Genomic DNA, 17,657 nt, shown 5'->3' on the forward strand with positions numbered 1-17,657 from the left:
TCAGGCACATTCGCCCGCAACCGGTGGACGCAGCCTATGTATCGTGTGCTCAACGACTTATCGATAATGGCCTGCCGTTAACAAATGTCTATTTGGTATCCCCTTAGAATAAGCTAACCACCGGTTGGTATCATCATGTCACCTCGTCCACGTACCGTAGAAGACTCCGCGATTCTCGACGCCGCTTTCCGTGCACTCAGCCGGATCGGCCCCGAGCATCTGACCCTCGCCGACGTCGGCGCCGAAGCCGGCCTGTCCGCCGCCACGCTGGTGCAGCGATTCGGATCCAAGCGCGATCTCCTGCTCTCGCTTTTCCGCCACGCTACGGGAGCGATCGACGAGGGATTCCTGTCGGCCGTCCTGGCCAACGACTCTCCGCTCGACTCGTTGTTCGCGGCGGCAATTGGCCGCGCGGGCCCGACCGACGGACCTGCGTCCATCGCCAACCGAATGGCGTTCTTCCTCTCGGGGATCGATGATCCCGAATTCCACGAACACGCGAGGGGACCACGCCCGTCGCGTCGTGGAAGGCTACAAGGGCATGCTCGACGGAGCCGATCGCCCGGGGGCAAAGCTTCCGTCTTTGCCCCCTGTGACCGCATAACATCGCCAATACGTAATTCGGTTTCCGCTACGGCACATCGCAGTAGCGGCTGGCGCCCGCGGGCCTATCTTGAATTGTACCTCTTCGCTGGAGAGCGAGATTGGGCGCAACCGCGGCTATCGCCGTAATGAGACGGAAGGAACGCGAAGTGCGTGCGGAGTTTTACGCCGCCGGGGCCACCATAGCGGCCAATGCCATGTCAATGGCGGATTTGCGACTGGATGACAGCATGGCGCTGCGCCGGCTCCGCAGGCGCGCGGTAATCCGGGAAGCTTCCCCTGGACTCTTCTATTTCGACGAAGATGTCTGGCACGCGCTCCACGCGATGCGGGTCCGCATGGCGCTCCTCCTCGTCGGCACCATCGTACTCTTCGGTCTGCTCATCGCGTACGGCTCGGTCTCGCTAAAGTGACCGGCCGGCGGTGTTGATATTCGACACCTCCGGTCTATTTTTCGCATACGATTCACCGCAAAACAGAGCCGATAAATGCCCTACGTCATTACCGAAGCCTGCAAGGATACGAAGGATAGAGCGTGCGTGGACGTCTGCCCCGTGGATTGCATCTACGAAGGGCCGGACCAGCTCTACATTCACCCCGACGAGTGCATCGACTGCGGAGCGTGCGAGCCCGAGTGTCCTGTGACGGCCATCTTCCCCGAAGAGGACGTCCCCGCGAACCTGAAGGAGTACGTGCAGATCAATCGCGACGTGTTCAAGAGCCCCGACCCGCCAGGACGCCCCAACCGCTGAGGATCGTCACCCGCGGAGTCGCATCGCACCAAACGAAAAGCCCGACCCATTGCGGGTCCGGTTTTTTATCTCGTGAAGTAATCCTTCGCGATGAATGCGCCGACGAGCACCGCGTACTGGAGGAAAGTGCTGATCTCGCTTCGCCACGCCTCGCGCCAGTCGTTCTCGCCGGTCGCCGGCTCGTCGGGTTTCCGCGGAAGCCACCGGGGCGCGGAGTTCTTGTAGTCCAGGTACTCGCGTCCGAACGTGGACTCGAGCACTCCCTCCTCATACCGCACGATAAGACTGTACTCGGCCGCGAACAACAGCACCGCGACCGGAAGGAACCACATCACTCCCGAGATGACGCAGAAGCCGATCCACACGAGGAAGTTTCCGTTGTACAGCGGATTCCTGCTCCACGCGAAGATGCCGTAGGTCACGAGCCGCTGCACGTCGCGCGAGCGACGGCGCGTCTTGGTTCCCGCGGCGGCAACACCCGCGAGCCGGAAATACTCCCCGATGGCGATCAGCACTCCGCCGATCACCCAGCGGCTCGGCGACGTCGTTCCCCTGTTTATGAGCGGGATGCCAAGAAAAAGGATCGGCAGCCATCCGCGATTCCGGAAAAGGATCGCGCCTATCCGCGCCGACGGTGACAGCTCCGCGGCGCTGACCTGCTGCCGCGGCGGCACAGGCTGGTCTTCCTCCCTCGTCACTTCGCTCGGCAGCTCCGGCCAACCGGGCATCAATCCCCCCACGGGGAAAAAATCTCGCGCCACTCGTCGGGAACCGGCATTGGCTTTCCCTCGGGAGAGAGCGTGACGTACACCACCTTCGCCTCGCAGACAGGCGCGCCGCGCTGGTTCGTCGCGACCTGCCTCACGGTGAAGCTGGTCTTGCCGATCGCCTGCAGTCCGGTGCGGACTATGAAGTCGTCGCCGGGCAGCGCGGGAGTGCTGTACGAGGCCTCGACGTGCCGCACCACCGCCCACTGCGCGCGCTTGACGTAATCCTCGAACCGCATGTGTTTCTCGAGCGCACTCCATCGCGCGCGCTCGAGAAGCATGAGTATGTTCGCGTGGTTAACGTGCCCGGCGGTATCGCAGTCGCTCGGATAGATATGGATCTTCAGTTCGTCAGACATGATGCGTCAAAAGTTAACACGGGGTCTGCACGATCGTGGATTTGTGTCTGCACCGGTGGCTGCCTGACCTGCTAGATTGGCTGAATGGCCATTTTGGATTCAGAAGCGCTGCTGTACATAGAGACCGAGCAGGAGGCGGACGACTTCCTGGACGACATCTCGGGAGTGCGCGAAATCGCCGTGGATACCGAGGGGGCGAGCTTCCATCGCTTCATTGATCGAATCTATCTCCTGCAGCTCACGACGCGCGAACGGAGTGCGATCATAGATCCGCTTCCCATCGGCATGCCGAAGCGGCTTGGCGAAATCCTTCAGGATCCGGACGTCGAGGTCGTGTTCCACGACGCCGACTACGACCTGCGGCTACTGCATCAGGATTACGGCTGGCATGTGAACCGGATCTTCGACACGCGCATCGCCGCCCAGCTTCTTGGCATCAAGGCGTTCGGGCTTGCGGCCCTGCTGGACCAGTTCTTCGGAGTGAAGCTCGACAAGAAGCATCAGCGGGCCGACTGGTCGCTGCGTCCGCTGACGCGGGGGATGCTCGACTACGCGGCCCAGGACACGCGGTATCTGCTGGATCTCCGCGATCAGCTCAAGGCGCGGCTGGAAAAACTGGGTCGGTGGGAGTGGGCGAAAGAGGAGTTCGATCGGCTCGAGGGAACGAAGTGGGAGGAAGACGATTCCTCGATGGCTTTCCTCAGGATCAAGGGCGCGCGCGACCTGACGCGCCGCGAGCTGGCGCTGCTGCGCGAGCTGGTGCCGTGGCGCGATTCCGTCGCGCGCGAGGTGGATCGGGCGACGTTCCGTGTGATGGGCAACGAGGTGCTGCTCGATATCGCGCGTACCGCGCCGCAGACAGTCAAGGATCTGTCGAGTCTCAAGGGAATGCCGCGCGGCATCCTCGATCGCAGCGCGACCGCCGTTCTCTCGGCGGTGAAGCGCGGTCTCGAGGTGGCTGAGGAGCACCTGCCGCGGTTTCCGCGCTCGCCGAAGTGGGAGCGGGAGGATGATCTCGATGCCAGGGTGTCGAAGCTGAAGATGGTGCGCGATGCGGCGGCAACGCGTCTTTCGCTGGATCCCGGCGTTCTCTGCTCGCGCGAGCGGCTCGAGGCGGTCGTTCGGAGAAAGCCGTCGAGTGTGAAGGACCTCGAGGAGATCTCCGGTCTGCGGCGGTGGCAGATCGCGGAGATGGGCGAGGATTTCGTTGGGGCATTGAAGTCGTAGTGTTTCCGCAGTACCACGTGGTCTCTGATTAAAACCCGAGGTACGCCCTCACGCGCGGCTCCATTTTCTCCGGAGTCCAGAAGGGCGTCCACACGAGGTTCATGTCCACGCTCTCGACACCGGGGAGCGTTTTTATCTCCTGCTCGGCGTTGCTCATGATCTCGTGGCCCGAGGGACAGCCCGGTGACGTGAGGGTCATGTCCACCTTCACCTTCGTGCCCGTCACGCTGATGTCGTAGACGAGACCCAGGTCGAGGATGTTGAGATTGAGATCCGGGTCCTTTACGCGGCGAAGGGCCAGCTTGACCTGATCCTCGCTAACGACACCAGGGGTATCGGAGGATTCCTCGCCTGTGGCGACGCTCAGCGGGATGGCTCGCCCTTCGGCGATGCTGTCATCCACGACGGTGGGTCTGTCGTCGCTCGTGGAGTGCGGCGTTACCGCGGCCGCGGCGGTATCGGGATGATCACTCATCCAATAAACCTAGTGGTGTTTCGTCGTCCGCGAAGACTTCCTGACGGCCTTCTTCACCGTTTTTTTCTTCGCGGACGCGGCCGAAGAGTGCTTTGATTTCGCCGAGCTGCTCTTCACCGCGGCGCGCTTTGCTTTCGCCGAGCGGTTCGCCTTCGCCGATCTGGATTTCGTCGCCTTCGCGGTTCTCGCGGCCGTGCACTTCACGCGACTGCGCCTGCTGCGCGCGCTGCGTGCTCTGACTGCCTTCGCGCAGCGCACCGGATGTGGCTTGGGCCGCGTCCACCCGATCTCTTCGTCGGCGCGGAACGCGATCGGCATTGCCAGTATCGGCGTCGGACCGTCGAGAACGGCGAGAACTGCGGCATCAGAAAGATCGGAGCGCACGTCGGAGATGATCCTTGCCGGGCGCTGTGCTCTCGCCGCGTGCACGCGGTTGGTGAGCAGCACCACGAACATCTCGCGATCGGGGTCGATCCAGATGGATGTGCCGGTGTAGCCGGTGTGTCCATACGCGCGCTCGGTCAGATACTTGCCCGAGCCGTAATCACCGTCGGCGGTGTCCCAGCCCAGCGCGCGGTGTCCCGCCGCGCGGCGTGTGAACAGCGAGACGGTCGAGTCGGTGAGGATCTGCACGCCGTCGTAGGTACCGCCGTTCAGCATCATCTGGGCGAAGATCGAGAGGTCGGCAGCGGTGCTGAACAGACCCGCATGTCCGGCGATTCCGCCCAGCGCGTACGCGTTCTCGTCGTGCACTTCGCCGCGCAGCGGATATCCGCGCGGAGGAGTGACCTCTGTCGGCGCGATGCGGTAGCGCAGCGAATCTGCGGGGCGATAGAAGGTGTCGTGCATACCCAGCGGTCCGAACACGCGATTCGCAAGGAACACGTCCAGCCGCTGGCCGGAAATCTCCTCGACGATCATGCCGAGTACGTCGGCGCCGAGATCGGAATAGACGTACGCGGAATTGGGGCGGTACTCGAGCGTAGTCTCGAGGACCATGTCGCGCGCTTCCTTCGGGCTGTGCGCGCTCCGCCAGAGATCGCGGCCCGCGGGAAGTCCGGAGCGGTGGGTCAGGAGCTCCCGAACAGTCACCTGATCCTTGAGGCCGCCGGAGAACGCCGGGAGATAGCGGAGCACCGGCGCATCGAGATCGATTTTCTTCTCGTCGTACAGCACCATCACCGCGGTCGTCGTGCCGACGACCTTGCTGAGCGACGCGATGTCGTAAATGGTGTTTTCGGCCTCAACGGGGGAGCTCATGTTGGACCAGGAGAGCCTGCCGAACCCTTTCTCCCACACCGCGGCGCCCTTGCGCCCGACAACGACCGCCGCACCCGGATACCCACCCGCTGTTATTCCGCGCTGCACAACCCGGTCGATGGACTCGAGACGTGACGCGGACATGCCTACAGCGTCGGGTGCCTTTGGCGGCAGGCCGTCCCCACCATGGGCAAGCGTGAGGGCGATCACAATTACCTTCAGCAATTCGAACTCCTTCCCTGCTATCTACTCGCAAGACTCCAGATATGTTCCGGGTTCCCGGGAACATGGCCAGCCCGGACATCGGCTGCGAAAACATCATATATAGGGGGTGACGACCGGTCCAGGCGGTAGTCACGGCGATTCATAGTAATACGTGACTGCGAGAAGACCAGATTTTTTTTCGGGAGATTTGAGCACTTGTTTGCTTTCACGATCCGGAGGAAACCCCCGCCTCCACCCCCGTGACTAACTTGAAGACGGGATGCAAACCGACCAGCTAGAGCTTCAGCGCGCCATTAAAGGCGATGAGGCGGCGATGCGGCAGCTATGGCTGCGGCACTCGCCGCACATCGACGCCGTTGTTCGCCGCCTGTGCGGGGACCACGACGTCGCGGCTGACATCGCGCAGGAAGTGTGGATCCAGATCTTCAGGGCGCTCCCGGGTTACAGGGGAGAGTCGCAGTTCGGGACGTGGGCCCACCGGATCGCGGTGAACCGCACCTTGAACGCGCTTCGGAAGATCAAGCGGATCGCGAAGATCGAGACCGAGATCGAGGACGACAGCGCGTTTGTCGAAGGGGACAGCGACAGGACGTTCCTCGCCGAATCAATAGACCAGGCGATGGGGCAGCTCTCTCCGGGAGCGCGGACGGTGTTCGTGCTTCACGATATCGAGGGCTACACTCACGAGGAGATCGGGAAGGAGCTCGGCATCACGTCGGGCGGATCGAAATCGCAACTGTTCAAGGCACGCGCCAAGCTTCGCCGGCTGCTGGCGCATGTGGTGGATGAATCAAGGGCCGGCACTGGAATGACACATGTTGCCCCTGTCTGAAAACGCATTGGACGATCTCGTCGCTCGCGAGCGCGAGCGAGGCGCGCCTCCTCTGACGAACTGGGATTCGCTCGCCGTGCAGCTGCGCGCGGAAGGACTGATACGGGATTCCGCCGTTTCGCGGTTTGCGGGAAGCACGTGGATGCGTGTCGCCGCCGGACTCGCGCTGGCGGTGGGAGGCGCTGCAGTCGGACGCGCGTCGGCGGGCGCTTCGCTCATGCCTGCTCGTGTTGCCCAGACCGCTTCATCGGACGTGACTCCCGCGACCGCCACGGCGCCGCAGTTCAAGTCGCCTGGAGAGGCGTGGGACGTTCTCAACCGCGCGGGTGAGGAATACCAGCGCGCGTCGGCATATCTGTCGGCGAGCAACACCGAAGTGCCGATGCCGGCCAATCCGTCGCAGTATCGCACGCGTCTCGCGGCGCTCGATGGCGTGATGACCGAGATCCGCGGCGCGCTGAAGGAGGCGCCGGAAGATCCAGTGATAAATCAGTACTACCTCGCGACGGTCGGTGCGCGCGAAGCAACTCTCCGCCAGCTCGGGACGACACTGCGTCCAGCCGGCGTTAGTCTCAATCGGTTTTAAGGGATGCGGGACATGCGGCTAGCGAAATCATCGCTGGGAATCAGCCTTATCGCGCTTCTCGCCGTCGCCCCGGCGACGGTACGCGCGCAGGAGCCGCCGAAGGGGTGGGTCGGAGTGGTCATCACGACGGGCATCGGCCAAGCCAATGAGTCGGGGGCGATGGTGTTCAACGACTATCCGGTGATCGAGTCAATCGAGCCCGGATCTCCCGCTGAGAAGGCCGGGCTGCAGACGGGCGACCTTCTGATCTCGATCAACTCGCAGGATTTCCGGAAGAATCCGATCCCCATGAGCAGTCTTCTCGTGCCGGGACAGAGGATCACCTTCCGCTACAAGCGGAACGATGTCCTCAGGAGAATCAGTCTCGAGGTGGTCGAGCGTCCGGTGAATACGTCGGGACGCGTCGTTCTCTCGATCATCGGTCCGGCTCCGTCGGAAGGCGCCGGCACGCGCGCGCGCACCGAGGCGACGATGAGCCGCCCCGTGCGCACGAGAATCGCGCTGCCTCCGATGGTATCCATTGCGCCGATCGCTTTCGGTACGGGAACGCCGTTCATCGGAATCGCCGGCGCCGAACTGACTCAGCTCAACGCCGATCTCCGCGATGCGCTCAACCTGAAGGGCGACGGAGTGTTCGTAATCAACGTTGCGGTCGGCACACCGGCCGGTGACGCAGGGCTCAAGAGCGGGGACGTGATCGTCCGCGCGGCCAAGGAAGCGGTGCAGAATCCCGGCGAGCTGATTCGCCTCATGCGCGCGTCGGTGGACAATTCGCTTCAGCTCCAGGTGTTGCGCAAGCGCAAAGCCCAGACGATCACACTGCGCTGGTAATCAGTCGAGCTTCCGCCCTGACCATTGCAGGCGTGCAGTCGTATCAGGCTCCATCTTACTTCTGTCAACATCCAGCAGAGGGCTTGTGGATTCGTTCAAGGAAGACCGCTCCATCTGTGGGTGCGGCAACGTGCATGGAATCCGCCGTGTGGTTCTTACGGGCGGGCCCGGAGCGGGAAAATCCGCCGTGCTCGAGCTCGTCAAGCAGTCGTTCTGCCCCCACGTGATGGTCCTCCCTGAATCGGCGGGAATCGTTTTCGGCGGCGGATTTCCACGGCGCCCTGACCTCGGCGCGTCGCAGGCGGCGCAGCGCGCGATCTTCCACGTTCAGCGCGAGCTCGAGAACGCCGCCGAGGGTCAGAACCCAGCGGTGATTCTCTGTGATCGTGGAACCGTGGATGGGGGAGCGTACTGGAGCGGTAGTCCGGACCTGTGGACGTCCGTGGGGACGACGCTCCCGGCGCAGCTTGCCAGGTACTCAGCAGTGATCCACCTGCGTGTTCCTTCCGCGGACGGCGGATACAACAACAACAATCTGCTTCGCGTGGAGTCGGCAACGGAGGCGGCAAAGATCGACGACCGGATCGCGCAGTTATGGGCCAAACATCCTCACCGCTTCTCGGTCGAGCCAGCGGAGAGTTTCCTGGTCAAAGCCGCCCGAGTTCTCGAGATACTCAAGGAACTCGTCCCGGAGTGCTGCCGCCACCACATCGTTCCGCTCTCGAAGCTGGAGTAGGCAACCGCTCGGCATCCGCGGGTGTGTCTATGTCCAGCGCCGCCGTGTCCAGAGGTACCGCCGTTACCTCGCCGCGATTTTCGCGAAGCCAGCGGCCGGCGCCCGTATCGCCGGTGAGCTTCATCAACGAAGGCATGTGCTCTCTGCCGAATATCGCCGGCACGCCGAGAGTGCCAGCGTACTCTGACGCTACGATGCGACGACCCTGCCCGAACCTGTTGACGAGGCCCTGAAGCGCCGGGGCGTCTACAAGCGGCTGATCGGCGAGCATCACGAGAACTCCATCGTAAGACGTCTGGTGATCGAGAAAGCGCAGACCCGCGGTGAGCGACGACGCCAGACCGCTCTTCCACTGGTGATTGACGACGATCTCGACCGTCAGCGCACCGAGCGAGGGGACGATTTCATCGGCATTGGCGCCGACCACCACGATGACGGGTGCCAGTCCCGCGGCGAGGGCGGCCGACGCCGCGCGGCGCACCAGCGTCTCGCCGCCGTGCATCAACAACTGCTTCGGTGATCCGAAACGCGTCGAGCCGCCGGCCGCGAGTATCACAGCCCCGATGACCGCCGTCAGATCTCCGTCGTCGCCGATGACGGCGACTCGTGCAGCGGGCCTTTACGGTCGCGCAGATGGCCGCCCGCCCGGCGACTGGTAACGGCCGACACTTCGGCGATGATCGAGAGCGCGATGGCGTCCGGCCCATCGCCTCCGATGTCCATTCCCACTGGTGCGAAGAGCCGTTCGTCTCCGCGCACGGTTTCGCCAGCCGATGTCATTTCGGCCAGTATGCGCTTCGTGCGCGCCCGGGGTCCGAGCACGCCAATGTAGACGACGTCTGACTCGAGGAGCGCGCTCACGTAATCGAGATCCCGGGCGTAATGGTGCGACATGACGACTGCCGCGGTGTGCCCGTCGAGGGCGACTGCATCAGCGAGCCGGATCGCATCTTCGCATTCGACGACAGTCGCTCCCGGAAAACGCTCGGCATGAGCGTGCTCAACCGGCCGATGATCCACGACGGTGAGATTCCAGCCAAGCTCCACTCCAGCCTTCACGAGGGGCACGACGTCCGGACCGCTGCCACAGATGACGAGTCTAACCGCCGGAACCACCACCTCGAATGCGATTGCGACGGATCCATATTCCCGCGTGAGCCCGCGTCGCCCGGCGTTCAGCGCTTCAAAGGCATCGGCTTCAGCCGCGGCGAGCTCGGTGCGGTAGCCCCAGTCGCCGACTGTCTGTATTTCCCTCCCGGTGAAGAGCGCATGCGCCCCGAGAGCGGGAGCGCCTTCGGCGCCCGAGGATCGCATGACGGACGCGAGCACGGACGGGGCTGCGAACTCGAGGGCCTGCTCGAGCAGAACGGCGAACGCGCCGGCCTGCATCGGCGGCAGCGGTTCCAGCAGCACGTCGATGAGGCCGTTGCAGCCGAGGCCGAGTCCCCATGCTGCGTCGTCGTCGCCTCGCGTGTCGTAGGTGACGACGATCGCGCGTGCATCTGCGTGCGCCTGCCGAGCGTGCTCGGCGAGATCCGTCTCCAGACAACCTCCACTCACGACGCCTACCGTCGAACCGTCAACGCGCACGACCATTCGCGTGCCGACGCCGCCGTAGTTGGAGCCCGTCACGCTCACCACCGTTGCAAGCACGACCGACTCGCCCCGCAAGGCGGAGTGTGAAAGCGCATCCACGATCGCTCTGTGAGTAGTCATCCGCGCCGAAGATCTCCGCTCGAGTTATGCATCATTCTCTCAATTTGGAATGTGACCGAAGTACGGGGCATCGTCCAGCGTTCCGCCCGGCGGAACAGCCCCATCTTCAAGCTTGCCGCCTTCCGCAGTGCGCCGCATCTTCTCATGATGTCAGCCGTAGGCAGCAGCGTCGCGCGAAAGGATGGAATCGGAAAGGCGACCGGAGGCGCAAGATACATCGACGACCTCGTGTTCCCGGGCATGCTTCACGGGCGCACGATCCGCTCGACCGTCCCGCGGGGGCGGATCAAGTCCATCCGCCTGGATTTCGACACGTCGGGTTTCACGGTCGTGGATTATCGCGACGTCCCGGCGAAGAACGCCGTGGACCTCATGACGCAGGACCAGCCATTCCTCACCGAGCGCGAGGTGAAGCACATGGCTGAGCCGGTTCTCCTTCTCGCGCATGAAAACAAGGAGAGGCTAAACGCCGCGACGGTGGTGATCGAATACGAAGAGCAGGAGCCCCTCTTCGATCCGGAGAAATCCACCGAGGTCTTCAAGGAGGTAGAGATCGTCAAGGGCGACGCCGAATCGGCGCTCGCCGGGTCCGATGTGATCATCGTCGAAGGGACCTATCGTACGGGGCACCAGGAGCACGTGTACATCGAGCCGAACGGAGTGATCGCCGTGCCTGAAGAGGGCGGCATCGCGGTTTACGGCTCAATGCAGTGTCCCTTCTACGTGCTCAAGGCGCTGCGCTGCATGCTTGGCTCCGCGTATCCGAACGTGCGTGTGATCCAGACCGAGACGGGCGGGGGATTCGGCGGAAAGGAAGAATATCCGTCAATAATCTCGGGGCACGCCGTCCTCCTCGCGCTCAAGTCGGGCCGTCCGGTGAAGATCGTCTACGACCGCGAGGAGGATATGATCGCGACGACCAAGCGTCACCCGTCGATCGTCAGACATCGCACCGGCGTCACGCGCGATGGCCGGCTTGTCGCGATGGATGTGGACGTGCTGATGGACGGCGGCGCTTACGCGACGCTCTCTCCAACCGTTCTCTCGCGCGGGTGCATCCATGCCTCGGGCCCGTACAAATGCGACAACATCCGCATCCGCGGACGCACTGTGTTCACGAATACGCCGCCCAACGGAGCATTCCGTGGATTCGGCGCGCCGCAGACTGAGTTCGCCGTCGAAGTGCACATGGATCGCATCGCCGAGCAGCTCGGGATGGATTCGGTCGAGTTGCGGCGCATCAATGCGCTGCGTCCCGGCGACACCACCGCGACCGGCCAGGTTCTTCGCGACGACGCCAGCGCGCACATGGTTCTGGACGAAGCCGTCCGCCGCACCGACTTTGCGCGGAAGCGAAGGGAGTGGAAGGGCACTAATCGCTCGATCGGACTTTCGCTCTTCTATCACGGGGCCGGATTCACCGGCGCGGGCGAACGTAACCTCAAGTCGAAGGCGCGGCTGGATCTGACGCCGACGGGAGTCCGTATCGCCGTTGGCAGCACGGAAATCGGACAGGGCACACGCACGATGCACGCGCAGATCGTGACCGACGCCCTAGGCATGCTATACGAGAGTGTCGAGGTGGCGCAGCCGGACACGTCGCGTGTTGCCGACAGCGGTCCGACCGTCGCCTCGCGCACATGCATGGTGGTCGGGAAGATCCTCGAGGAGTGCGCGCACGAGATGAAAGATCGGCTCGGGGGGCTTTCGCCCGCTGAGTACCACGCTCGGCATGGCCCGATTTCGGTCGAGCGCATGTATGAGCCGCCGGACTGGATCGTGTGGGACGAGCAGACTTATCGCGGCGACGCGTACGCGACGTACGGGTGGGGATGCGACGTGGCGGAGCTGGAGCTCGATCCGGATACGTACGAAGTGAAGCCGATCAGGTTCACTGCCGTGCAGGAGTTCGGGCGACCGATTCATCCCGCGCTCGCCCGCGGACAGATCGAGGGCGGCACGGCGCAAGGACTTGGTTACGCACTGCTGGAGAGAGTGGTGATGCGCAACGGCGCGATGGCCAATAGCCAGCTCACCAATTACGTGATACCGACGACACTCGACATGCCTGAGATGGATGTCGTGATGATGGAGAATCCGTATCCTGGCGGACCCTTCGGAGCGAAGGGATTGGGTGAGCTTCCGATGGACGGGCCGGCGCCGGCCATAGTGAACGCGCTCAGAAGCCTCGGACTCGATGTGCGTGAGATTCCCGCGACACCGGAGCTGCTCGCAACCTGCATGACCGCATGACGCGATTCACGCTGAACGGCGAGACCATTGAAGTCAAAGCTCATCCTGCCGCGCGCCTGCTCGACGTGCTGCGCGAGGAATGCCATCTCACGGGAACCAAGGAAGGCTGCGGCGAAGGAGAGTGCGGCGCGTGCACGGTTCTGGTGGATGGAGAGCCGGTGTGCTCCTGCATCATTCCAGTCGCACAGGTAAGGGGCACTGAAGTCACCACGATCGAAGGGCTTGGCGGTAATCATCCACTTCAGCATCTCTTCATGAACGAAGTCGGTGCGCAGTGCGGCATCTGCACGCCCGGGATGATCATGGCGGCGTGCACTCTGGGACCCGAGCCCACGCTCGACGACGTGAAGACGGCGCTTGCCGGCAATCTCTGCCGTTGCACCGGCTACTCGGCCATCTATCGCGCCGTGCTCAAATGGCGCGGCATGCCGGAGCCGGTGGTCGAATGAGGACCGCGGTCTCGGAGATCGACCTGCGCACCGCGTCGTCGCTCGACGAGGCGCTCGGCATTCTGAAGGCAGAGAGGCGCACGCCCGTCGCGGGGGCAACAGACGTGTACGTCGCGCTCAACTTCGGAACCTTCGCGCCGCGGAAGTTCCTCGACATCTGGCAGCTCGATGAGCTGCGCACGATCTCGATGCATGGCGATACGCTCGTCATCGGAGCGCTCACGAGCTACACCTCTCTGATACAGTCGCACATCGTGGGCGAGCGGGTACCGATGCTCGTCAAGGCGGCGCGGCTCGTAGGAGGAGTGCAGATACAGAACCGCGGGACGCTCGGTGGCAACGTCGCCAACGGATCGCCTGCTGCCGACGGCGTGCCAGTTCTTGCTGCCGCGGACGCGGTGATCGTACTGCGCAGTACCGATGGAGAGCGGCATGTTCCGATCACCAGCTTCTACACCGGATACCGCACGACCGTAATGCGGGCCGACGAGCTGATAGTGGCGATCGAGATACTGCCGATAGAAGGCAAGCAGTGGTTCCGGAAGGTTGGCACGCGGGCGGCTCAGGCAATTTCCAAGATCGTGATGGCGGCCGTGCGAGCACCGTTACCGCGCATCGCACTCGGAAGTGTGGCTGCTACAGTGGTGCGTCTGCCCGAGACCGAGCGGGCGCTCGCCGCCGGCGTGAGCGCCGAGGACGCGGCGGAGATTCTGGGGCACGAGATCTCGCCGATAGATGACGTGAGATCAACTGCCGACTACCGTCGTCGCGTTGCGCAGAATCTACTGCGCCGCTTCTGGGCCGAGACCGGCTGAGCCGAACCGGCCAATGGCCGCCATCAAGTAATGGATCTCATCGTTCGCGGACGGCGCGTGGTCACGCCGGACGGAGTACGCGCGGCGGCGGTGCATATAGCGGATGGTCGAATCGTCCGCGTCGGCGCGGTTGCCATAACCGTCCTCGAAGTCGATCCGGAAATCCTCCATCGCGCGCAACGCGATCGCGCCGAGCTTCGGAACCGAGTCCGCCGCAAAGAGCTGCGCACCGCCATACACGGTGTGAACCGGCTGGCGCCCCGCGCTCTCGCCGGGATGTGAACCGGCAAAGGCCAGATTCGCCTCGCGAAGGGCTGCGGAAGCCTCAGTCATGAAAGTCTTGTCGAGACTGGTGCTCATCCGTTGTAGATCCTTCCGTTCTTCTTGCGGTAAAGCTCGAGCACTGCTCTCGCCTCGCCGCGCATCACGTTGTGCACTATCTCGATCCCGCGTTCCTCGAGGTAGCGGTATGACTCGGGGAACACCGGGCCTTCCTCGAAGTTGAGCAGGGATGCGTCTTCGCGCGCCGCGCCGCAGACCAGACGCTGCACGCCGCTCCATAGCGTCGTGCCGAGGCACATGGCGCATGGCTCGCACGACGTGTGCATTTCATGTCTGGGCAGGCCGGACGCCTTGAGCGTGAACGACCCGAGCCGCTGCTGCGCCATCATGAATGCCATCATTTCGCCGTGGAGCGTGCAGTTGTTGAGGCGCACGACACTGTTCATCCCGACTGACACAAGGCGTCCGGATTCGGACTCGTAGATTGCGGCTCCGAAAGGCCCGCCCGTACCGGCCTCGACATTGGCGCGCGCGACGGCGATCGCGAGCTGCATTCGATCCTCGTCGGTGCGATAAGCGCGGTCCCATTCGACCACATCGTCCACCCATGCAGGGTACTCGATATGGACCGCAGGATGGGTTTCGTCTCTCATCATGCGGAGGAAGGTTGTCGAGATCGTCTCAGTTGCGGAAGACGGGAGCTGGCTTCCGGCAAGGACTCGGATCGCGGATACATTTCAGGCAAGAGCAACCGACCCCAAAATGACCGCACCGACGCCTCCGCAGCCCACTACCATAGATGAATCCCGCCATCGCATCCGCGAAGCGCTTCTAGCGGCGCGCAAGGTCGCTGTCGGCACTCATGCGGGAGAGGAGGTCCGCGTCCGGATGATGCACCCCGGGGCCTGGATCCCCGACGATGAAATGGCTCGGCCGATCATCTACCTCGCGTCAATGAAGAACGACCCCAAGGTTCGCGAAATGACGACGCGTCCCGAGGTCGCGCTTCTGCTGCACGAATCGCCGACCGGCGAGGAGCACACGAGCTGGGAGATGGAAGTGACGGGCCGCGCGGAGGTCGTGCGCGATCCCGCCGAGCGGGAGCGGGCGAAGGCGGCGACGATGCGGACATCGTCAATCGTGCAGTACCTCGAGTCCGTCGGCCAGACCGATATCCTGGCTTTCATGCGCGTCACGCCGCGCTTCATCAAGCACCGAGTCTTTGGTGAGATCGTGTCAGGCCGCCCGCCTTCCATCATCGACTTCGGCGACGCATACGCGGATCGTGAAGGCGATGCATCTCTGCTCCGCAGACGGCTTGGCGTATGGAAGGAGACGATCAGGTGGGCATCGCTTACTGCGAGCATGGCGTCGGTCGCTGTGGGAATCGCGGCCGCATTCGCAACGGCGGGAACCGTGCGCTGGGGATGGGCGATCCTGACTCTGATCGCCGCTGTATCGCTTCAGGCGTGCACCAACATCAAGAACGACCTCGACGATCAAGTCACAGGAGCCGACGACAGGAATCGGACGCCGGTGCTTGGGTTTACAGGCGGATCGCGCGTGATGCAGCGCGGGCTTGCAACTCGTGGAGAGCTGCTGGTCGCGATGCTGGTGTTCGGCGTGCTGAGCACGTCTATCGGGATCTACTTCGCGCTCGCCGGACGTCCCGCCGTGCTGCTCTTCGGCCTCGCTGGTCTGATCATCGGCTTCGCCTACACCGGCCCCCCGTTCCGTCTCGCGAACCGCGGCCTCGGTGAAGTGGCGGTCGGCGTCGCGTTCGGCGTGGGAATCGTCTGCGGCAGCGCGTACGTGCAGGCGGGATTCATTCCTTCGATCGCGCTCTGGGCGTCGATTCCGGTATCGGTGCTGGTGGGACTGCTGCTCTTCATCAACGGATTCCAGGACTCGGAGAGCGATGACGAAGTCGCGAAGAGGACGGCCGTCGTTCGGCTCGGGCGGGAGCGCGCGAGCAGGGTGTATCCTGTGATCGCGGGCGCGGCGACGCTGGCGCTGATCGCCTTCGTGGTTTCCGGTGTGCTGCCGGCGTTTGCGCTCCTCGGCCTCGTCGGCGTTCCACTCTTCATCAAGGCCGCCGCCGTTGCACGGCGCAGCTTTAACGAGCCGATGGAGCTCGTGCCGGCAAATGCCTACACGGCAGTCGGGCACCTCGCGAGCGCACTCGGCCTCGCGATCGGTCTCATCTGGTCGGGCGTGGGCGGCGGAATCAATGCCGCATTGATCGCGGTGGCGCTGATGGGCGTGCTCGTCATTCTCTACTACAACCGATCGATCGGCCGGCTTGCTCGCGCGTTCCATGGTGTGAAGGACGCGGTCGCAAAGACATGACGGCAATGGCCGCTGATCACTGACCGTCAATGGAACTGGGGATCTACACTTTCGCCGAGACGACACCGGACGCGGCGACCGGACAGACGATCACCTCGGCACAGCGGCTGCGGGACCTCATGGAGGAGATCGAGCTCGCCGATCAGGTCGGGCTCGACGTGTTCGGGGTGGGTGAGCATCACCGCCCCGACTTCTCTGTCTCCGCTCCGGCGGTGGTGCTCGCCGCGGCCGCGGAGCGAACGAAGCGGATCCGGCTTACCAGCGCGGTGACCGTGCTCAGCTCGGACGATCCTGTGCGCGTATTCCAGGATTTCGCGACGCTCGATCTGCTTTCCGGTGGGCGCGCCGAGATCATGGCGGGGCGCGGGTCGTTCATCGAATCGTATCCGCTGTTCGGATACGATCTCGAGGATTACGACGAGCTGTTCTCCGAGAAGCTCGAGATGCTTCTCAGGATTCGCGAGAGCGAGCGAGTCACGTGGTCAGGCAAGCACACGCAGTCGCTCGATAATCTCGGAGTGTATCCGCGTCCGATTCAGAATCCGCTGCCGGTGTGGATAGCGGTGGGAGGAACTCCGCAATCGGTTGTGCGCGCGGGCACGCTCGGCCTTCCGCTTGCGATCGCGATAATCGGTGGTGCACCGGAGCGATTCGTTCCCTTTGCCGATCTTTACAGGGAAAGCGCTCGACGCGCGGGTCATGATCCGGCGACGCTCCAGCTCAGCATCAACTCGCACGGCCTGATCGGAGATTCATCGCGCGAGACAGCGGATGTCGCGTGGCCCGCGTACGCGATGACGATGGGGAAGATCGGGCGCGAGCGGGGATGGTCCCCGCCGACACGGCGGCAGTTCGACGCCGAGAGATCCCCGCGTGGCGCGATGGTGCTGGGCAGCCCGCAGGAGGTGATCGACAAGATTCTCTTCGAGCACAGCCTGTTCGGAATGACGCGGTTCCTTATTCAATTCACCGTCGGCACGCTGCCGCACGCGACGGTGATGCGGTCCATCGAGCTGTTCGGAACGAAGGTCGCACCGGCGGTGCGCAAGGAAGTTGGCGAAACCCCGTCGAAATAACCCGCGATCCTTTCGCTGGACACCGGTAGCTCGCGGGAACAGAATTGAGTCCTACTCCTCTGGA

The 17,657-nt window shown here is 63.5% G+C and carries 21 protein-coding genes; 12 read left to right on the forward strand and 9 right to left on the reverse strand.

The features are described 5' to 3' along the window. Positions 1–138: 138 nt before the first annotated feature. Complete coding sequence (locus Q7S20_08790; GenBank protein MDO8501929.1) at positions 139–321, reverse strand: hypothetical protein; 183 nt, start codon at positions 319–321, stop codon at positions 139–141. A gap of 410 nt (positions 322–731) precedes the next feature. On the opposite strand from Q7S20_08790, the gene Q7S20_08795 reads away from it, so the two are divergent. Together Q7S20_08795 and Q7S20_08800 are read left to right on the forward strand one after the other, a co-directional pair. After that, the gene (locus Q7S20_08795) at positions 732–1,016 is read left to right on the forward strand and encodes a hypothetical protein (protein MDO8501930.1); all 285 of its coding nucleotides are present in this window, start codon (positions 732–734) and stop codon (positions 1,014–1,016) included. Positions 1,017–1,091: 75 nt separating this feature from the next. After that, entirely contained in the window at positions 1,092–1,355 is a 264-nt protein-coding gene (locus Q7S20_08800; GenBank protein MDO8501931.1) for a ferredoxin family protein, read from the forward strand. A gap of 65 nt (positions 1,356–1,420) precedes the next feature. On the opposite strand, the gene Q7S20_08805 is transcribed toward Q7S20_08800, so the two are convergent. Next, positions 1,421–2,083, reverse strand: coding sequence for an isoprenylcysteine carboxylmethyltransferase family protein (locus Q7S20_08805; GenBank protein MDO8501932.1), 663 nt, complete (start codon positions 2,081–2,083; stop codon positions 1,421–1,423). After that, positions 2,083–2,481: a thioesterase family protein gene (locus Q7S20_08810; protein MDO8501933.1), complete on the reverse strand. Its 399-nt coding sequence runs from the start codon at positions 2,479–2,481 to the stop codon at positions 2,083–2,085. The genes Q7S20_08805 and Q7S20_08810 overlap by 1 nt, the downstream gene beginning before the upstream one ends. Before the next feature lie 84 nt (positions 2,482–2,565). On the opposite strand from Q7S20_08810, the gene Q7S20_08815 reads away from it, so the two are divergent. Continuing rightward, positions 2,566–3,708, forward strand: a complete 1,143-nt coding sequence (locus Q7S20_08815) for an HRDC domain-containing protein (protein MDO8501934.1) — start codon at positions 2,566–2,568, stop codon at positions 3,706–3,708. 28 nt (positions 3,709–3,736) lie between these two features. Here the strand turns inward: Q7S20_08815 and Q7S20_08820 are convergent, their stop codons facing one another. Next, entirely contained in the window at positions 3,737–4,183 is a 447-nt protein-coding gene (locus tag Q7S20_08820; protein ID MDO8501935.1) for a metal-sulfur cluster assembly factor, read from the reverse strand. A gap of 9 nt (positions 4,184–4,192) precedes the next feature. Beyond that, complete coding sequence (locus Q7S20_08825) at positions 4,193–5,668, reverse strand: serine hydrolase (GenBank protein MDO8501936.1); 1,476 nt, start codon at positions 5,666–5,668, stop codon at positions 4,193–4,195. A 259-nt stretch (positions 5,669–5,927) separates the two neighbouring features. Between Q7S20_08825 and Q7S20_08830 the strand changes: the two genes are divergently transcribed. The 4 genes from Q7S20_08830 to Q7S20_08845 all read left to right on the forward strand — a co-directional run bounded on the left by Q7S20_08830 (position 5,928) and on the right by Q7S20_08845 (position 8,653). Further along, the gene (locus Q7S20_08830; GenBank protein ID MDO8501937.1) at positions 5,928–6,500 is read left to right on the forward strand and encodes an RNA polymerase sigma factor; all 573 of its coding nucleotides are present in this window, start codon (positions 5,928–5,930) and stop codon (positions 6,498–6,500) included. After that, positions 6,484–7,086: a hypothetical protein gene (locus Q7S20_08835; GenBank protein ID MDO8501938.1), complete on the forward strand. Its 603-nt coding sequence runs from the start codon at positions 6,484–6,486 to the stop codon at positions 7,084–7,086. The genes Q7S20_08830 and Q7S20_08835 overlap by 17 nt, the downstream gene beginning before the upstream one ends. A gap of 12 nt (positions 7,087–7,098) precedes the next feature. Next, positions 7,099–7,917 (forward strand): PDZ domain-containing protein, encoded by an 819-nt coding sequence (locus tag Q7S20_08840; GenBank protein MDO8501939.1) that lies wholly within the window; start codon positions 7,099–7,101, stop codon positions 7,915–7,917. 85 nt (positions 7,918–8,002) lie between these two features. Further along, on the forward strand, positions 8,003–8,653 hold the full coding sequence (locus Q7S20_08845; GenBank protein MDO8501940.1) for an ATP-binding protein: 651 nt from the start codon (positions 8,003–8,005) through the stop codon (positions 8,651–8,653). On the opposite strand, the gene Q7S20_08850 is transcribed toward Q7S20_08845, so the two are convergent. After that, positions 8,592–9,209 carry a nucleotidyltransferase family protein gene (locus Q7S20_08850; GenBank protein MDO8501941.1) on the reverse strand — a complete coding sequence of 206 codons (618 nt, stop codon included), beginning with the start codon at positions 9,207–9,209 and terminating at the stop codon, positions 8,592–8,594. The two genes, Q7S20_08845 and Q7S20_08850, sit on opposite strands and share 62 nt — an antisense overlap. A gap of 17 nt (positions 9,210–9,226) precedes the next feature. Next, complete coding sequence (locus tag Q7S20_08855; GenBank protein MDO8501942.1) at positions 9,227–10,369, reverse strand: XdhC family protein; 1,143 nt, start codon at positions 10,367–10,369, stop codon at positions 9,227–9,229. A gap of 51 nt (positions 10,370–10,420) precedes the next feature. On the opposite strand from Q7S20_08855, the gene Q7S20_08860 reads away from it, so the two are divergent. Genes Q7S20_08860 through Q7S20_08870 form a run of 3 tightly spaced genes read left to right on the forward strand, consistent with a single transcriptional unit; the run spans position 10,421 to position 13,886 of the window. Next, positions 10,421–12,622 (forward strand): xanthine dehydrogenase family protein molybdopterin-binding subunit, encoded by a 2,202-nt coding sequence (locus Q7S20_08860; GenBank protein ID MDO8501943.1) that lies wholly within the window; start codon positions 10,421–10,423, stop codon positions 12,620–12,622. Then, positions 12,619–13,071, forward strand: coding sequence for a (2Fe-2S)-binding protein (locus tag Q7S20_08865; GenBank protein MDO8501944.1), 453 nt, complete (start codon positions 12,619–12,621; stop codon positions 13,069–13,071). Before Q7S20_08860 ends, Q7S20_08865 begins: the two co-directional genes overlap by 4 nt. After that, entirely contained in the window at positions 13,068–13,886 is an 819-nt protein-coding gene (locus tag Q7S20_08870) for an FAD binding domain-containing protein (protein MDO8501945.1), read from the forward strand. Before Q7S20_08865 ends, Q7S20_08870 begins: the two co-directional genes overlap by 4 nt. On the opposite strand, the gene Q7S20_08875 is transcribed toward Q7S20_08870, so the two are convergent. Further along, complete coding sequence (locus tag Q7S20_08875) at positions 13,854–14,246, reverse strand: hypothetical protein (protein MDO8501946.1); 393 nt, start codon at positions 14,244–14,246, stop codon at positions 13,854–13,856. The genes Q7S20_08870 and Q7S20_08875 overlap by 33 nt on opposite strands. Next, on the reverse strand, positions 14,243–14,824 hold the full coding sequence (locus Q7S20_08880) for a nucleoside deaminase (protein ID MDO8501947.1): 582 nt from the start codon (positions 14,822–14,824) through the stop codon (positions 14,243–14,245). The genes Q7S20_08875 and Q7S20_08880 overlap by 4 nt, the downstream gene beginning before the upstream one ends. 106 nt (positions 14,825–14,930) lie before the next feature. Here Q7S20_08880 and menA point away from each other — a divergent pair, with 106 nt between their 5' ends. Together menA and Q7S20_08890 are read left to right on the forward strand one after the other, a co-directional pair. Then, a complete protein-coding gene (gene menA / locus Q7S20_08885) occupies positions 14,931–16,517 on the forward strand; it encodes a 1,4-dihydroxy-2-naphthoate octaprenyltransferase (GenBank protein MDO8501948.1) in 1,587 nt (528 codons plus the stop codon). A 29-nt stretch (positions 16,518–16,546) separates the two neighbouring features. Continuing rightward, a complete protein-coding gene (locus Q7S20_08890; protein MDO8501949.1) occupies positions 16,547–17,593 on the forward strand; it encodes an LLM class flavin-dependent oxidoreductase in 1,047 nt (348 codons plus the stop codon). The last annotated feature ends 64 nt before the right edge of the window (positions 17,594–17,657 follow it).

It is taken from the genome of Gemmatimonadaceae bacterium (assembly GCA_030647905.1).
Classification (GTDB): Bacteria; Gemmatimonadota; Gemmatimonadetes; order Gemmatimonadales; family Gemmatimonadaceae; genus UBA4720.